General features: G+C 42.2%; 6 protein-coding genes. 5 read left to right on the forward strand and 1 reads right to left on the reverse strand.

What is annotated here, in order from left to right:
• The coding region (locus V7161_RS09080; RefSeq protein WP_335444283.1) for a CPBP family glutamic-type intramembrane protease at positions 1-654 on the forward strand (654 nt) is incomplete at its 5' end.
• Between the two features lie 17 nt (positions 655-671).
• Here V7161_RS09080 and V7161_RS09085 read toward each other — a convergent pair.
• Complete coding sequence (locus tag V7161_RS09085) at positions 672-2,579, reverse strand: leucine-rich repeat domain-containing protein (RefSeq protein WP_335444285.1); 1,908 nt, start codon at positions 2,577-2,579, stop codon at positions 672-674.
• A gap of 536 nt (positions 2,580-3,115) precedes the next feature.
• Between V7161_RS09085 and V7161_RS09090 the strand changes: the two genes are divergently transcribed.
• The 4 genes from V7161_RS09090 (at position 3,116) to V7161_RS09105 (ending at position 17,742) form a co-directional block, all read left to right on the forward strand.
• A complete protein-coding gene (locus tag V7161_RS09090) occupies positions 3,116-8,011 on the forward strand; it encodes a 5'-nucleotidase C-terminal domain-containing protein (protein WP_335444286.1) in 4,896 nt (1,631 codons plus the stop codon).
• 470 nt (positions 8,012-8,481) lie between these two features.
• Complete coding sequence (locus V7161_RS09095) at positions 8,482-12,648, forward strand: S8 family serine peptidase (protein ID WP_335444288.1); 4,167 nt, start codon at positions 8,482-8,484, stop codon at positions 12,646-12,648.
• Positions 12,649-12,750: 102 nt separating this feature from the next.
• A complete protein-coding gene (locus V7161_RS09100) occupies positions 12,751-13,173 on the forward strand; it encodes a VanZ family protein (protein ID WP_335444289.1) in 423 nt (140 codons plus the stop codon).
• 351 nt (positions 13,174-13,524) lie between these two features.
• On the forward strand, positions 13,525-17,742 hold the full coding sequence (locus tag V7161_RS09105) for a S8 family serine peptidase (RefSeq protein WP_335444291.1): 4,218 nt from the start codon (positions 13,525-13,527) through the stop codon (positions 17,740-17,742).
• The last annotated feature ends 161 nt before the right edge of the window (positions 17,743-17,903 follow it).

Consider the following 17,903-nt stretch of genomic DNA (forward strand, 5'->3'; position numbering starts at 1 on the left):
ATTTACTCCAGTGCGATGTTTACAGATTTCAATGATGATTATGACCAATACGTTGAAGATTATACTGATTATCAGTCCTCCGCTGCGGAAGATGATAAGGCAGTCGCAGGGGATGGTCCCGTTTGGGCCTTTTTTGATAAGGTCGATACGATTGGCGGGGATTTATATACGGATGCCCTTGCAGGTTTAGAAGAGGTATGGCGCCTATGTTATATCATTTTGCTGCTGATGGTGTTTAAAAAAATATTCCGCCGCCGCTGGGAAAGCGGCTCTAGAGATATATTCCTAATGTTGGCCTTGTTCTTAACATCCATTATATTCGGAATTGACCACACATTAGATACGGCGCAGCCGTGGTCGATTAAATTAGGGGCAATCGTCACGTTTGGCAACATGGGTTTATTGTTAGGTCTCATCCTTCTGTGGACGCGAAGCCTGTGGTTAACGGTTATTGTCCACTCGCTTTACGATATCACGGCCACCTTGTCATGGTATTATATCGATTATGCGGTTGAATTTTTTGCGCTTGTTATTCTTTTTGTCCATGTGGTGCTGTTTTCATTGGAAAAAATGCATCAAAAACGCCCAAAACGCCAGATGGATGTACAGGAACTATCAAATTTGCCCGAAGAAAAAGGTACGGAATCTTTTTGATTTCGTACCTTTTTCTGTTATTTTATCCAAGCTCCATCGGCTCCAAGTTTATATCCGTCAATCACGGTATTCTTGGCCATTTCCCCGCTTGGGTAGAAATAATACCATTTTTTGTTGATTAAAAGCCAGCCTTTAGTCATTGCGCCACTGGTATTTAAATAATACCATTTCCCGCTGTCTAACAACCAGCCAGTCTTCATTGACCCGCTGCCGTTAAAGTAATACCACCTTCCGCTGACGGCTACCCAGCCGGTCTTCATGATTCCGTTTGCATCAAGGTAGTACCACTTGCCTCCATCTAGAAGCCAGCCGGTTCTTTTTTTGAAGGTTTTTGGATCGAAATAATTCCAGTTGTAGTCAAACTGACTCCAGCCGGTAATGTTCCATGGTTGGGTATTAAGATTAAATGTATCCGCCTCATAAGTATCCTCTTCGCCTGCAGCAATCAGGTCAAATGTATGATAACCTGCATAAGGCTTCAATCCTTCCCACTTATAATAATGGGTGTTTCCATCCATTTCGGCCAATAATTCATCATCCATATACAATTCAAAGCTGACAGGTTCTACCCCGTTAAAGTACCATGCCAATTCCCACGTATTATTTGTATAACGGTTCCCGGTATATTCAAACACATTCACATATACACCGCGAGTGATCAGCTCGGTTACAATCTTATCGGCAGGACTGCCCTTTTTCCACACGATATTAAATAAATCATCAATGTGTAATTCCTGCAGATTTGGAATTGATTTTAATGGTGCAAGGTCTGCAGCAGGATTGTAGGATACATCGAGATATTCTAAGCTTGGCAGTAAGCTGATTGGTTTAAAGTTTGCAATTTTATTCATATTAACATCCAAATATTGAAGCTGCTTTAATTGCGAGAGGGGACTTAAGTCGGCCACTAAATTACTTGGCACTTCTAAGACTGTCAAATTAACTGCATATTCCAAACCCTTCAGGGAACGGACACCGAGGTCTTTTTCAACAGAAAGCTCTGTTAAGCTTTCTAAATCACTTACCTGTAAACTGCGGTTAAAGACCAATAATTCCTCTTTTACAATTCCCTCAAGTACCTTTTCCTCCATCGAAATGATTTTTCCGGAAGGAAGCGGCTCCGTCGTAAACTCAAGGGTTTGCTCTTCACCTGTTTCGAAGCCATCATTTAGGACAGCAATGGTTATCGAATAATCGGTATTTGCCTTTAAGCCTTTAATCGTAAAGGTTTTTTCCTCGCTTTTTCCATACTCTTTATCATTAAGGAAAATTTTGTAGCTTGTATTTTCTGCCCAATCGCCATGGTATTCCCATTCGACTCTCATGGCGCTTTCACTTGTTACGGCATCTAAAATTTCCACAGGACCATATGGCGGACAATCGACTTCAACCCCTGCTTCAAACAGTATATCAAGTGTTTGCCAGGCATTTTGATCATTGTACCAATCAATATCTAAATCCATCACAGATACGTAAGCTAAATTAGGCAGGGTGATTAAGTGGTAAATATTTGTAATATTTGTCCCGCTGATGTCAAATTCCTCGAGAGAGGTCAACCGCATCAAATACCCAAGGTCTTCAATCGGGTTATAGGAAATATCAACTGCCTGTAATTTCGTCAGATTCAGGATTGGTTCAATTGATTCTATATTATTGTCAGATATATTAAGCTCCTCAAGGTTGATGGCTTTCTCTAATCCTTTCAAGCTATGAATCTCGAGCCCCTTGGCATCAAGAGTAACGAGACCTTGGATTTTCTGTTCCGTTAATGGCTCCCCATCCGTTAAGGATAAGGCCCCTCTGACTGATTTTTCGAGTGTCTTATCCTCGAAAAGAACGACAGAATCGGATGCCGCTTCTGATAAATTTGGAAGCGAGAAAATCGCCCCCAGGAAAACTAGTAAAAATAAAACATTCTTTCTCATCTTTTCCCCCTAAAACACGTAATATTTGTATTATACNNNACTAGAAATTTTAGGGATATTTTTAGAAAAATAAAGAAGTCTAGCAATTAGACTCCTTAAGAAAAGATTTTTTTCCGAGGTCGGTTCCAGACCTTTATGTAGGTATTGCCTTCTTTACAACGAAACACCTTAATCCCTATTAGTTTTAGGGGAGTGAATAACTCTTTCATATGCAAAAGCGGCATACCCTCAGCCTCCTAAAATAGTATTTATTTCCATCATAACGGATTTGCAGGAATGGGGAAACTGATAAAACTCGATAAATATCGACCTGATTTCCCGAGAAATGACGATTTTTGACCCGGCAGGTTTGTAAAGATATAGTAAGGTTAATGTGTCAATTTGGTAAAATTGTTAAATATTGTAGAATGGAAGGTTGTTTTAAAGTAGAATAGTAGGTGTACGACAAAGGTTACTAGAAGGGGGAATGCTTATTTAGTATGTTTACTACCATTAAGTCGCAGGTATAAACATTCAAAAATGAGGAGGCGTAAAGATTGAGGTTTATTAAAAAACAGCTTTTTATTGTAACGACTATTTTAACATTACTAGCAAGCTACGTGATGCCTTACCTTCATCATGCGAGTGCAGCAGAAAATTACATAACGGTAGCACAAGCTATTGCCAATAACTCTGGAACTTCAACCGTGAAAGGGTATATTGTCGGCTATGCGAAGTCAGGAACGAACTATCAAACGGCAGCACCATTCCAAGATGATTTCAATTTTGGTATTGCTGATAGTGCAGCTGAAACCGACCCGGCAAAAATCCTTCCAGTTCAAATAACTTCAGGCTTCAGAGCAGAGTTCGGGTTAAAAACGAATCCTGCGAATATAGGGAAGGTGGTATTTGTCACCGGAACATTAGAATCCTATTTTAAAGTGCCAGGATTAAAATCCCCAACTTCCATGAGCTTTACAGCTCCAGACGGAGGCGGTCCCGTTGACCCGCCGCCAGTTCCGGAAGATGGCATCAAAATCAGTGCCATTCAAGGGGAAAGCCATACTTCGCCATACAATGGCAAAAATGTTACTGGGGTGACTGGAATCGTCACTCAAGTGATGGATGCAAACAATTTCTATATGCAAGACCCAGCCCCGGACAATAATCCGAAAACCTCCGAAGGAATCCTTATTTACAAAAAAGCGCACGGATTTGTGAAAGGTGATAAGGTGACCGTCGACGGATTAGTAAAGGAATGGGTTATCGATGGATACAGCGACAAGCTGGAAACGGACCTTCCATCCACGGAAATCGATGCAAATGCAGGGAAAACAACTAAACTATCGAGCGGCCAAGAATTACCGCCTGCCCTTGTCTTTGGAAAAGACATCAACCCGCCGACACAAGTCGTTGATAACGACAAATTTGGCAGCTTCGATCCTGAGGAAGATGGAATCGACTTTTTTGAAAGCGTTGAAGGAATGCGGGTGGCCATTGAAAATCCAGTTGCAGTTGCGCCGCAAAGATACGGCGAAGTTCCCGTCGTTGCTGGGAAAGTGGATGGTAAGACCTATACCTCCCCGGGCGGAATTCCAATTACAAAAGACAACATGAACCCGGAAAGACTGCACCTGTTATTTGGCAACAAAAACTTTGTTTCCAAAACGGGTGATCGCTTTGATGGTACCGTTTATGGCGTTGTCACGTATACCTTCCAAAACTATAAAATTCTTACCGATGAAGCAGCCTTGCCAAAGCTGGTGGAAAGTGATTATAAGCAAGAGATAACGGATATCGTCAAGAACGACGATAAGCTGACTGTGGCTTCTTATAACATGGAAAACTATACAAAGGCCGATGCAGCGAAAACAAATAAAGTCGCCCAGTCCATTGTCCAAAACTTGAAAACACCTGACATAGTCGGATTAGTAGAGGTTCAGGATAACAATGGTGAAACAGCAGGCGGCGGAACAGATGCTTCGCAAAACTACCAGGCGCTTATCGATGCGATTAAAGCGAACGGGGGTCCCGATTATCAGTGGACAGATATTGCACCGGTTGACAATCAGGACGGCGGCGCTCCAAATGGAAACATTCGTGTCGGCTTCATTTACAATCCTGACCGCGTTTCCTTAAAAGCAGGAGCAGTAAAAGGTACAGCCACTCAAGCTGTCGGCTATGAAAATGGCTCGTTAACCTTGAACCCGGGAAGAATTGACCCTGCTAATGCGGCGTTCTCTTCCAGCCGTAAACCGCTTGCTGCTGAATTTAACTTTAAAGGCGAAGAAGTGATTGTCATTGCCAACCACTTTAATTCCAAGGGCGGCGACCAGCCGATTTTTGGGAAAAATCAACCGCCGGTACTGGGCAGTGAAGCCAAACGGGTACAAATCGCCGGCATCGTGAACAATTTTATTATAGATGTAAAAAGAAAAAATGTGGATGCAAATGTTGTCGTTCTTGGGGACTTGAATGACTTCGAATTCTCTACTCCGTTAACAGCATTAAAAGGGGCAGAATTAACAAACTTAATCGAAAAAGTTCCTGCAGCTGATCGCTTTACCTATAGCTATCAAGGAAACTCACAGGTGCTTGATCACATGCTCGTGTCTAACAATCTAGCAGATCGTTCCGAAATTGACATCGTCCACTTGAATTCACCATTCACGGCCGCACATGGACGTGTCAGTGACCATGATGCTGTACTGGGTCAGTTCAACCTGAAAACAGAAACGGCGCCTCCAGCACCTAAGGCCATTGATCTGTCAATCATGCACGTGAACGATACACATGCTAATGTGGAGCAGTATCCAAAGCTGACGACAGCGGTCAATCAAGTAAGAGGCGAGAAGCCAAATGCCATGCTTGTTGACGCAGGGGATGTATTTTCAGGAACACTTTACTTCAATCAATATCTTGGAAAAGCTGATTTAGGCTTTATGAACACGCTTGGCTATGATGCGATGACATTTGGAAACCATGAATTTGATAAGGATTCTGCCACTTTGGCAAGCTTTATTCAAGACATGAAGTTTCCGATGCTAAGTGCAAACGTCAACGTAACCAATGATCCTATTTTAGGACCGCTTTTCAAAAATCAAATCAGTGACTCGCCAGAAGGCGGCAATATTTATCCGGCCATCATCAAAATGGTTGAGGGTGAAAAAGTCGGCATTTTCGGGTTAACAACGGAGGGTACTTCTTACCTTGCCAATCCATCGGATAAGATTGTGTTTGAAAATGCAACAGAAAAAGCGAAGGCAACAGTTTCAGAGCTTAAAGCAGAAGGAGTCAATAAAATTGTCGTTCTATCCCATCTAGGCTATGGACCAGACCAGGAGCTCGCAAAAGCGGTGGATGGAATTGATATTATCGTGGGCGGACATACCCACACGAAGCTTGATCAGCCAGTTGTGATTGAAAAAGCAGAACCAACCGTCATTGTTCAAGCGAACGAATACCTCAAATACTTGGGGGTATTAAATGTAAGCTTTAACGAAAATGGTGTGGTGACAGCACAGGACGGCAAGCTGATTGATCTAGGGCCAAATTCTACGGTTGTGCCTGATGCAGCTGCACAGGAGAAAGTTGAAGAATTAAAAGCTCCTCTTGAAGAATTGAAAAAGACAGTCGTGGGATCTTCTAATGTTGTTCTAGACGGTGAGCGTACAAATGTACGCTACAAAGAAACGAACTTAGGTAACCTTGTCGCCGACGCGATGGCCCAGAGAGCTAATCAACTGGTGCCTGGCACCTTTATCGCGATGCAAAATGGCGGCGGTATCCGTGCCTCGATTGACCAAGGGGATGTCACGCTTGGCGAGATTTACACCGTCATGCCATTTGCTAATCTACTAGTTACATTAGATCTGACCGGAGCTGAAATCTGGCAGGCACTTGAACATAGTGTCAGCAAGGTGGAAAGCGGAGCAGGTCAATTCATGCAGGTTTCTGGTATTCAATTTAAATATGACCCTGCTAAACCTGCATTTGATAGAGTTTGGGACGTGAAGGTTAAAACGGCGAACGGCATTGAGCCAATCGATTTGGCGAAAACTTATTCTGTCGCAACGAATGCGTTCGTTGCCGATGGCGGTGACGGATATACTGTCTTTAAGCAAGCGAAAGCAGAAGGACGCATTCACGAACTGCTTCTTGTTGACTATGAAATTTTAACGGATTATTTTGCAAAGAATAGCCCGGTTTCTCCAACAGTTGAGGACAGAATCACGGCCGGAGCAGAGCCTCAGCCGCAAAATGGCTGGATGCAGGCAGACGGTAAATGGTATTACTATGAAAATGGGGTCCTCCATACTGGATGGTTAGAATTAGAAGGTAAAAAATATTACTTTAACTTAGATGGTGTGATGCAGACAGGCTGGATGAAGATTAATGAAAGCTGGTTCTACTTCGGCATAGACGGCGTCATGCAAACCGGCTGGCTAGCACTTAATGGAAACAAGTATTACTTGGGAACGGACGGTGTTTTAAAAACGGGCTGGGTAACAATTGAAAAGGTAAACTATTTCTTCGGTCCTGATGGTGCCATGCATACCGGCTGGGTTTATGCTGCTGGAAAGTGGTATTTCCTTGGTGTAGATGGTGCCATGCAAACCGGACTTGTTGAAATAAATGGCAAAAAATATTACCTTGGAACCGACGGGGCAATGCAGACCGGCTGGATCACACTCGAAGGAAATGTTTATTTCTTTAATGCCAGCGGTACTATGCAAACAGGATGGCTGGATTTAGGCGGCAATCGTTATTACCTCGGAACCGACGGCGTTTTGCAGACAGATTGGGTTGAAATCGAGGGCAACTGGTATTTCTTCGATGAAACTGGCGCCATGGTCACCGGCTGGGCTCAGATCGACCATGAGTACTATTATTTCGATCCAGAAGGCATCATGGCAATTGGATTAAACTACATTGATGATGAACTATATTATTTTGACGAAGATGGTGTGAATCAAATTGGCTGGGTCGATATTGATGGACAATGGTACTACTTTGACGAAGATACAGGTGCCTTAAAGCTAGGCTGGGTATTATCAAATAAAAAATGGTACTTCCAGGATGAAGATGGAATTGTAACCGGCTGGGTGAAGGATAAGGGGAAATGGTATTCCTTGCATTCCGATGGTGCTATGAAAACCGGCTGGGTGAAGGATGCCGGTAAGTGGTACTTCTTAGCCTCTTCTGGTGCGATGCAAACCGGCTGGATTAAACCGGATGGAAAATGGTATTACCTTGATGCAACAGGTGCCATGAAAATTGGCTGGGCATATGTCAATGGATCCTGGTACTTCATGAATAACAGCGGCGTCATGCAAACAGGCTGGCTGTATACAGGCGGTAAATGGTACTACTTATATGCAACTGGAAAAATGGCGAAAAATACCACAATTCAGGGCTATAAGCTCGGCGCTGACGGCGCTTGGATCCGCTGATAATTCATAGTAAAATAGGCCAACTCTACTTAGTAGGGTTGGTTTTTTCTATTTTAATATAGCAATAACATTCTCCAAACAGGAAATAGACAGCTTGTTTTATTATTTAAAAACCCTATTATGTTGCAATTCCGACATAATCAGATAACATGCTCCGCGTCTATTCTTTCAATTTTTACAAAAAATTATCTTCATGCATATGACAAGATGATTCTATATAAAACATGTAAATACAATTTTTTTTCCCAATATGCCGCATTGTGGAGTCATGAACTTATACATGACCATAGTCGCACTCCTTTTTGTCGAAAAATGCGAAAAATACTTCTTCGTTCTCCGAATAATCTATTGCCAATTCTAGACAAAAATACTAAAATTATATTTGTATATTCCGACTTTTCTAATTTAATAGAAAAAGGGATAAACAAATAAGTAGAATTACATATTTCACATTAGGGGGGGAATCTTAAATGAGCAAAAAGAACCACAATAAGAAGCGCAAAATTGCTACATACGCATTAGCGTCAGCTCTTGTATTAACAAATTTCAATTTTGTTTCCCAAACAAAGGCCGCTACCTACAAGCCTGGTGATTTAGAAGCAAAGCTTAAGCAATTCAAGCAAAATCAAAAAAGAACTGTATTTAAAAAAGATGCAGCTAAAACGAGTGCACGCGACAATCTTAAAGCGACTGACAAGGTTCGTGTTATCGTAGAGGTTGACGGACAAACTCCAGTTGAATATGCAACCCAGCAAGGTGTCCTATATAAAGAATTATCAGAAAATAAAAAATCTTCGATTGCTGCCAAAGCTGAAAGCCAGCAAAAGTCTGTAAAAGATAAAATTGCGGCTAAAGGTGTAGCGATTAAGTACAAACAAAAGTATTCCACTGCCTTCAATGGTTTCAGCGGTGAAATGGCTTACGGCGACCTCGCTAAGATTGAAAGCGTTTCCGGTGTAAAAGCGGTTTACTTAGCAAATGAGTATAAAAAGCCTGAAATGGAACCAAATCTAAAAACGAGCCACAACTTCATTCAATCCCGGACAACTTGGAAAGATGCCGGATTTAAAGGCGAAGGTATGGTTGTAGCGGTAATCGACACTGGTGTGGACCCAAGCCATCGCGACTTTAAATTGACTGACACTTCGAAAGAAGGATTAACGAAACCTGCGGTTGATAAAATTGTAGCTGACAAAGGCTTAAAAGGACATTTCTACACTGACAAAGTTCCTTATGGTTACAACTACTATGATCAAAACAACACCATCCTTGATTTAGGACCTGGCGCAAGCATGCACGGTATGCACGTTGCTGGTATCGTAGCAGCAAACGGGGACGAAGCAAATGGTGGTGTTAAAGGGGTTGCACCGGAAGCGCAAGTTCTTGCGATGAAGGTATTCTCTAACGACCCAATTTACCCTTCTACATGGTCTGACGTCTATCTTGCAGCGATTGATGACTCTATTAAACTAGGTGCCGATGTTCTAAACATGAGCCTTGGTGATGTCGCTGCATTCTATCAAGAAAACGGAGCAGAAGATCTTGCGATTAAGCGTGCTACTGCCAACGGAATCGTTTGTGCGATGTCTGCTGGTAACTCCAACCATATCGGTGACGGCTGGAAAAACCCATATGCTGAAAACCCTGATATCGGTGTTGTGGGGGCACCAAGTTTAAATCCTGACGGTATCTCTGTAGCTGCTTCTGGCAACGAAGCATTCTTGTATCAAACAAATGTTACAGTTGACGGCCTAGCAGGATTCACAGCTTTAGGTAAAGGTATTGACGATTGGTCAAAGCTGGCTGCAGACAACGGCGGTAAACTTCAACTTGTCAGTCTTGGAGGCGATAAGGTTGGTTCTCCAGAAGACTATAATAATGTTGATGTAAAAGGTAAAGTAGTACTAGTTCCACGCGGTACTTTATCTTTCTTTGATAAAACGAAAAATGCTGCCGATGCAGGTGCAGCAGGGATCATTGTTTATAATAAAACAAATGGTGTATGGTTCGATAACCAAGGCGGCTGGAGTGTACCATTCATGTTAATCCCTGGGGCAGAAGGCGCAACTCTTGAACAGCAGATTGCTAATGGTCCAACGTACATCAACGTTGCTACAGCCAATGAGCAAGAAAGTCCTGAAATGGGTCGTATGACAAGCTTTACTTCATGGGGTGTTACACCGGATCTACACTTGAAGCCTGAAATTACTGCTCCTGGTGGAAATATTTATTCTACCGTTAACAACGATCAATACGAAGTAATGAGCGGTACTTCCATGGCATCACCGCATGTTGCCGGCGGATCTGCTCTAGTTCAGCAATACTTGCAATCTGATGCCCGCTTTAGCAGCCTTTCTGTTGCTGACCGCACGCACCTGGCAAAAGTATTATTAATGAACACAGCTCATGTGATCGAAGACTTAAACGGCCAGCCGTTCTCACCACGCCGTGAAGGTGCTGGAATGATGCAAACCTATTCAGCTGTTACAACACCTGCTTATGTTGTAAACAAAGCCACTGGCGATTCAAAAGTAGAATTGAAGGATTTCCAAACTAGCAAATTCGAAATGACATTCACAGTGAAAAATATCTCTAAAGATAAATCTGCAACATACACTGTAGATACTAGTGTGTTAACAGATACTATTCAACAAGTGAAAAATAGCCCAGAAAACAATGCTCTTATTGCTGGGGACCTTGAAGGTGCAGTGGTGGATGCTCCTAAAACAGTAACGGTTCCAGCTGGAAAATCAGTTGATTTTACAGTAAAAGTTGATTTTACAAATGCAAAAATCCCGGTTGTTGACGCTGATGGCAACCCGAAGCTTCCTATTAACTTGAAAAAGAACATTTTCGTTGAAGGTTCTGTTAACTTAGTAAGCGCTGAGGCAACTGTTCCTAGCTTAACCGTTCCATATGTGGGCTTCTACGGTAAGTGGGATGAGCCAAAGATCGTTGATGGATTTAAGACTCTTGGCGAAGACCGATACTATAATTTGGATCGTCTGTTTGATGGCGGTACTGACGTAGAAGTTGACGGACAATATTTCGGTACATCTTTTGATAAAGATGATAAAAAATTCTATGCTCTTTCACCAAATGGTGATGGAGATTTGGATACAATCAACCCAATTCCATCCTTCTTAAGAAATGCTGCTGAAGTTCAGTTCAACATCTTGGACGAGGCCGGCAACCAGCTTAAGCGTGTGAAAGCAGAATCTGATGTTTATAAAAATGCTTTTGATGGTGGAAGTGGAACGGCGTTCTCTTATAAAGCAGACCGCGTATGGGATGGAAAAGTAAATGGTCAACCGGTTAAAGACGGCTTGTACTACTACGAAATCAAATCTGTCGTCGACTATGCAGGTGCCCAGTGGCAATCGAAGAAAATTCCTGTCTTAGTTGATACCACTAATCCAGTGGTTGCTTCTACTTACGATCCTGAAAAGCAAGCGGTAACTTGGAAGACAACTGAAAATGGATCTGGTGTTGAAAGCTATTTTATTTTAGTAAATGGTGAAAAAGTAGCTGAAGTAGATGGCAAAGCAACTTCTTACTCATTTGCCAACCTAGAAACTCCAGTTCCTGATAAAGCAATTGTTCAGGTAGCGGCATTAGATTATGCTGGAAACTACGGTTATGATACTGCTGCAATCGGCGATGTGGATCTGCCGCTAATCATTATCTCTGATGGATCAACGGATGAAGATGGAAATTATATTCCAAATTCACCAGAACCATGGGGCGCATACAGTACAAAAGAAGTTCCTGTAAAAGGATTCGTTTCTGATGATACTGGCATTAAAGCCATTAAGGTAAATGGAAAAGACGTTGAATTCTGGCAGGATGAAGAAGATGGCAAGTTCTACTTTGAAACTACTGTTAAGTTTGATAAGGATGGCTTATATGATGTAACGGTTGAAGCGACTGATCACTCTAATAAGTCCTTCTCAATTGCACGTAAAGTCTTTATCGATACAACAAAACCGGTGATCAACGTAAACGCACCTTCACGCGTAGATAAGAAGGTCGACAAGGTTACTTTAAATGTGAATCTGCAGGATAACTTCCACTACTTAAGCTTCTATGTGAATGAAGATAATGAGTTTGAAGTTCCAAAAGTAAGCCCAATTGATGATATTCAACCATTGAATAAAAACTATTCCGTAACTGTACCTCTTAAGGAAGGCGAAAACAAAGTAACCTTAAAGGCGAAAGACCTTTCTGGTAACGAAACAGTGAAAGAAGTTGTCATCAACCGTCAGGACGCTGTTGTTCAGAAGAACGGCTGGAAAATGGAGAACGGTTCTTGGTTCTATTATGTGAACAATGTTAAAGCCACTGGCTGGGTTAAAGACGGCGGTAAGTGGTACTTCTTGAAGAAAGACGGCCAAATGGCTACTGGCTGGGTATTTGATGGTGGAGTTTGGTATTACCTAACTAAATCTGGCGATATGAAGACAGGCTGGTTATTAGAAGATGGTAAGTGGTATTACTTAAACGCTAATGGTTCCATGGCAACTGGCTGGAAACTAATTAACGGCAAATGGTACTACCTAAACAAAAATGGCGTTATGGCTGCTAACACAACTGTTGATGGCTATAAGCTAGGAAAAGATGGAGCTTGGATTAAGTAATCATCAGATCCAATGAAGGCGAACAGATGTTAATCTGTTCGCCTTTTTGTGTATACTTTTTTCCTTTTGAGTCAAAAATTGATGCAGAAGGAGGAGGGATTCATGAAGATTTTTCTAATCTTAATTTGGACAATATCTATTTTTGTTTTTACCTGTACTGCAAACTTTTCGGAATTGCTGGCATCAGGAGCGGTTCATTTCGAGTGGGATGCGCACCCGCAGTTTATGGAATTACTGGAACCTCTTCCTGTTAGTATAAACATGGATTTCATCATCCAAAAAATAGGTCATCTAACCGCCTTTTTTATCTTAGCGCTATTACTTCAGACCAAACTTCGTTCCAAATTTGAGGTCTTTATTTTTGCGGCCTCCTATGCAATATTAACCGAGTTTCTACAATTATATTTCACCAGGGACGGCAGGCTGTTTGATATCGAAATTGATAGTGCGGGCATACTTCTTTCAATAGCCATAGGCAGCTTTTTGAATGCAAGAAATTCGAAGGAAATCAGTCATTCCAAATGAGGGAGTGGCTTTTTTTTATGCCCATAACTGAGGGATTTTCCAATTCATATCCAGTAAATGTCGAAAGTTTCACAAAATCGGTAGTAAATTCCTGAAAATATGTAGTAAGTGCCTAAAAATGTGTCAAAAGCAACTCAAAATATGTAGTAAGTGCCTATTAATATGTCAAAAGTGCCTTAAAATATATCCTAAGCTCCACCAGCCTCTAATTAATTTTTAATACCATTGACCCCCACCTCTTACTCTACTAAAATTAAATTAACATTTGGATTTTTCTAGCAAATTTGTAATTGACTACTAGAATAGAATAGTTTAAGTGTAAGTCGTGCCTATTAGGGGGAAAAACGGAATATGAGTCTAAAGTCATTAAAAAAGAGAAAAAAAATGACTACTTACGCGTTGGCGTCCGCATTGGTGTTATCTAACCTTGGGTTTGCGGCACCATCCAAAGCGGCAACAACACAAGCGCAGGTTCCAAAAAAAGATTACACCGCAATGGTAGAGCAATTTAAAAAGAAACTGAATGTAAAAAGCGGCGAAAAGTTTCAACTAAAGAATAAGGTTAAGGCTCAATTTAAGGCACAGGACAAAGTCCGCGTGATCGTCGAGGTCGAAGGACAGACTCCTGTCGAGCTGGCTACCCAGCAGGGGAAATTATTCAAAGAATTATCACAAAGCACAAAATCTTCTGTTAGCGAAAATCTTGTCAAACAGCAAAAAACAGTAAAAGACAAAATTAAGGCTAAAGGAGTCAAATTTACATACAAAAACAACTTTTCCACCGCCTTTAATGGTTTCAGCGGTGAAGTGCAATTTGGTGATATTGCCAAGCTTGAAGAAATAGACGGTATTAAACATATTTACTTGGCCAATGAATATAAACGTCCCGAAGAAAAACCGGATATGAAAACGAGCAAATCGTTTATCCAAACGAGCCAAACATGGGCTGACGCTAAATTAAAAGGCGAGGGTATGGTGGTGGCGGTCATCGACACAGGCATCGACCCATCCCATAAGGATTTTGTCCTGACCGATCCATCCAAGGAAGGTCTTACAAAGGATAATGTAGCGGCGATCGTTAGTAAAGATGGGCTAAAGGGTAAATTTTTCACGGATAAAGTCCCATATGGGTATAACTACTTTGACCAAAACGACACGATTCTCGATAAAGGAGCTACGGGCATGCATGGTATGCATGTGGCCGGGATTGTAGCCGCTAATGGAAACGAAGAAGACGGCGGCATCAAAGGGGTTGCTCCGGAATCCCAGGTACTGGCGATGAAAGTTTTCAGTAACGACATCCTGTTCCCTTCCACATGGTCTGATGTGTATTTAGCGGCCATCGACGATTCGATTAAGCTTGGGGCAGATGTCCTGAATATGAGTCTTGGCGAAGTGGCTTCTTTTTATCAAGAGCAAAGTGCTGAAGATGTTGCGATTGCAAGAGCCACCAATAATGGTATCGTCTGTTCGATGTCAGCAGGAAACTCGAATACGATGGGTTTTGGCTGGGACAACCCTTTCTACAAGAATCCAGATATTGGAGTAGTTGAAGCTCCAGGAATCAATCCTGACGCGATTTCAGTCGCTGCCTCAGGAAATGTGTCTATGGAATATCAGCATTCCCTCACGATCGATGGCCTAGAGGGTACTCCTTTCACAGGATATGGAATTGATGACTGGACTAAGCTTGCTTCAGAAAACGAGTCATTAGAGCTAGTAAGTTTGAATGGAGCACCTGGTTTTCCCGAAGACTACGAAGGATTGGATGTGGCCGGGAAAATTGTTGTCCTCAAACGCGGCGATTTATCCTTTGCTGATAAGGCCTGGATTGCTGCAGAGGCAGGGGCTGCCGGAATTATTGTCTACAATAGCGACGGAGAAACCCTTTATAAAAATCAAGGCGGCTGGGATATACCATTTATGATGCTCTCGGAAGAAGAGGGTGCGGGCCTTGAGACCGCGATAGCGGAAGGACATTCAACTCTTCACGTAGCAAAATCGGGTGAGCAGCTCGATCCGGAAACTGGCAGGATGACGGAATTTTCCTCTTGGGGCACCACGCCATCCCTTGAGTTAAAGCCGGAAATCACCGCTCCTGGCGGAAGAATCCTTTCGACGTTAAATAATAATCAGTATGGGGTATATAGCGGTACGTCGATGGCAGCGCCGCATGTGGCCGGCGGTTCTGCGCTTGTACAGCAATATTTACAGAACGACACCCGTTTCAAAGGTCTTTCGGTCAGTGAACGCACTCATCTTGCCAAGACTTTATTAATGAATACGGCAAAAGTCATTGATGATGTTAGTGGAAAGCCATTTTCACCGCGCCAGCAGGGGGCTGGGATGATGCAGACTTATAATGCGGTGAAAACACCAGTTTATGTTGTTAACAAAAGTACTGGTACAGCGAAGGTAGAGCTGAAGGATTTTACCACTAAAGAATTCACCATGACCTTGAAAGCTAAGAATATTACAGATAAAGATGTGACGTATAATGTCAGAACGGATGTGTTAGCCGATACTCTCAAAGAGAATCCAGAAGGCGAAGCGCAAAATGCCTTGAATGAAGGGCGATTGCAAGGAGTGAAGTGGGATGGCCCGAGAACCATTACCGTTCCTGCAGGTGGATCCAAAGAGCTAAGTATTCATGTAGATTTAAGTGAAGCAAAGGTACCCGCCATTGACGCAGATGGAAACAAAACGACCGTCGCTTTAATGGAAGATATGTTTATTGAGGGGTTCGTCCGATTAACGGATGCGGACAAGACTACAGAAGGTAAAAAAGAGCTTAGTCCTGACCTGACCATCCCTTACGTTGGTTTTTACGGAAAGTGGGATCGTCCATCGATACTTGACGGCTTTAAGGATTTAGGGGAATCTCGGTTCTTTGATTTAACAGGATTATTTGACTGGGAAGATGAAGAGGGGAATAAATACGAGGAGCCGGTGCATGATATGCTCTCCGATGACTGGTTCTTAGAGCCTGTTCCTGAAAAGAATGTCTACGCATTCTCGCCAAATGGTGACTGGATGCACGATGATATTAATACACTCCCAGCATTTTTAAGAAATGCTTCAGATGTACAGTTCAATATTTTAGATGAAAATAAAAAATTGCTTAGACGTGTAAAAACAGAAAAGGACGTATTTAAAAATTATTTTGATGATGGCCTTGGCATTCCTTTCTCCTACAACTATGACCGTACATGGGATGGAAAAGTAAATGGAAAAATAGTCAAGGATGGCTTGTACTATTATCAAATCAAGTCCGTTATTGATTATGCAGGGGCGCAATATCAAACAAAGGAAATTCCGGTATTGGTTGATACGATTGCACCACAAATTGAAGCCAAGTATAATGAGAAAACTTCATCCGTTGTTTGGGATACGGTTGAAGAAGGATCAGGAGTTAAGGCTTATGCCATCTTTGTTAATGGGGAAATGATTGATGAAGTCACACCTGAAGTGAATCGCTATGTGTTGAAGGACTTGCCGGAAAATGCCATCGTCGATGTACTTGCTGTCGACTATGCCTTTAACTTTGGCGGTGATTCGGTTCCAATTGGCGAGGTTGAGGACGCGGAACCACTGATTATCATTGATCCTTGGTCCACGATGCCTTATGGTGCTTACAATAATAAAGAGGTTCCAGTTGGGGGCTTTGTTATAGAGGATTTGGGTTTAAAATCTCTAACAGTAAATAATAAAGATGTTTCGTTTTCACATACTGAGCCTGGCATGTATTCCTATTCGACTACAGCTTCCTTTGAAAAGGATGGGTTCTACGATATCATTGTGAAAGCGGTGGATAACGCTGGTCAAGCGTCGTCGATTTCCCGAAAAGTATTTATTGATACAACGGCACCAATCATTGATGTGAAAGCACCAAGCCTTGTCCCTGGAAGTGTGGATGAAATCACGCTTAAACTTAACCTGAAAGATAATTTTAATTATCTATCCTTATTCGTGAATGATAATCACGAGTATGAGAAGGCTGTTGTCGGCCCTGTAGATGTACTGGCACCGGCAAACGACTCAGTCGAAGTTAAGGTTGCCTTAGTACCGGGGCAAAACAAGGTTAGCTTAAAGCTGCGTGACCTGGCAGGAAATGAAACCGTAAAAGAACTTTCCATCCAAAGGGCCAATGTCAACGGCTGGGTGAAGGAGAACGGTTCCTGGTATTTCTTAACCAACAGTGTTAAAACGACAGGCTGGGTGAAGGATAAAAATACCTGGTATTACCTAAATGCCGATGGAAAAATGCAAACAGGCTGGATTAAGTACAAAAATAAATGGTATTTCTTAAATAAAAACGGTGCGATGGCCGTCAATCAATGGGTTTATGAAAATCATAAATGGTATTTCCTTGGTGCAGACGGCACGATGCAAACCGGCTGGATTGCCCCGAACGGCAAATGGTACTATTTAAATTCCAAGGGTGAAATGGTAACCGGATGGATTCAACTGAGCGGCAAATGGTACTACTTCTACCAATCCGGCCAACTCGCCATCAACACCACCATCAGCGGCTATAAACTTGGCAGCGACGGATCTTGGATTAAATAAGTTTTGGTTTCTTTTATGGTGTCAGGCACCATTCGTGGACATTTGTACACGTGGGACGGACAGAGCAATCTGTTCGTCTTTTTTGTGGTTCCAATTATTAACTTCATATGACAAATATGTTAAAAACGACACAATTTTCAATTTTTTGTTGAAAAAATGTG

Origin of the sequence: Neobacillus drentensis (genome assembly GCF_036965425.1) — a bacterium.
Lineage (GTDB): Bacteria > Bacillota > Bacilli > Bacillales > Cytobacillaceae > Neobacillus > Neobacillus drentensis_F.

Bases quoted from the DNA above. Each gene is read 5' to 3' on its own strand.
- V7161_RS09085 (WP_335444285.1), bottom strand. From the start codon at position 2,579: ATGAGAAAGAATGTTTTATTTTTACTAGTTTTCCTGGGGGCGATTTTC.
- V7161_RS09095 (WP_335444288.1), top strand. From the start codon at position 8,482: ATGAGCAAAAAGAACCACAATAAGAAGCGCAAAATTGCTACATACGCA.
- V7161_RS09100 (WP_335444289.1), top strand. From the start codon at position 12,751: ATGAAGATTTTTCTAATCTTAATTTGGACAATATCTATTTTTGTTTTT.
- V7161_RS09105 (WP_335444291.1), top strand. From the start codon at position 13,525: ATGAGTCTAAAGTCATTAAAAAAGAGAAAAAAAATGACTACTTACGCG.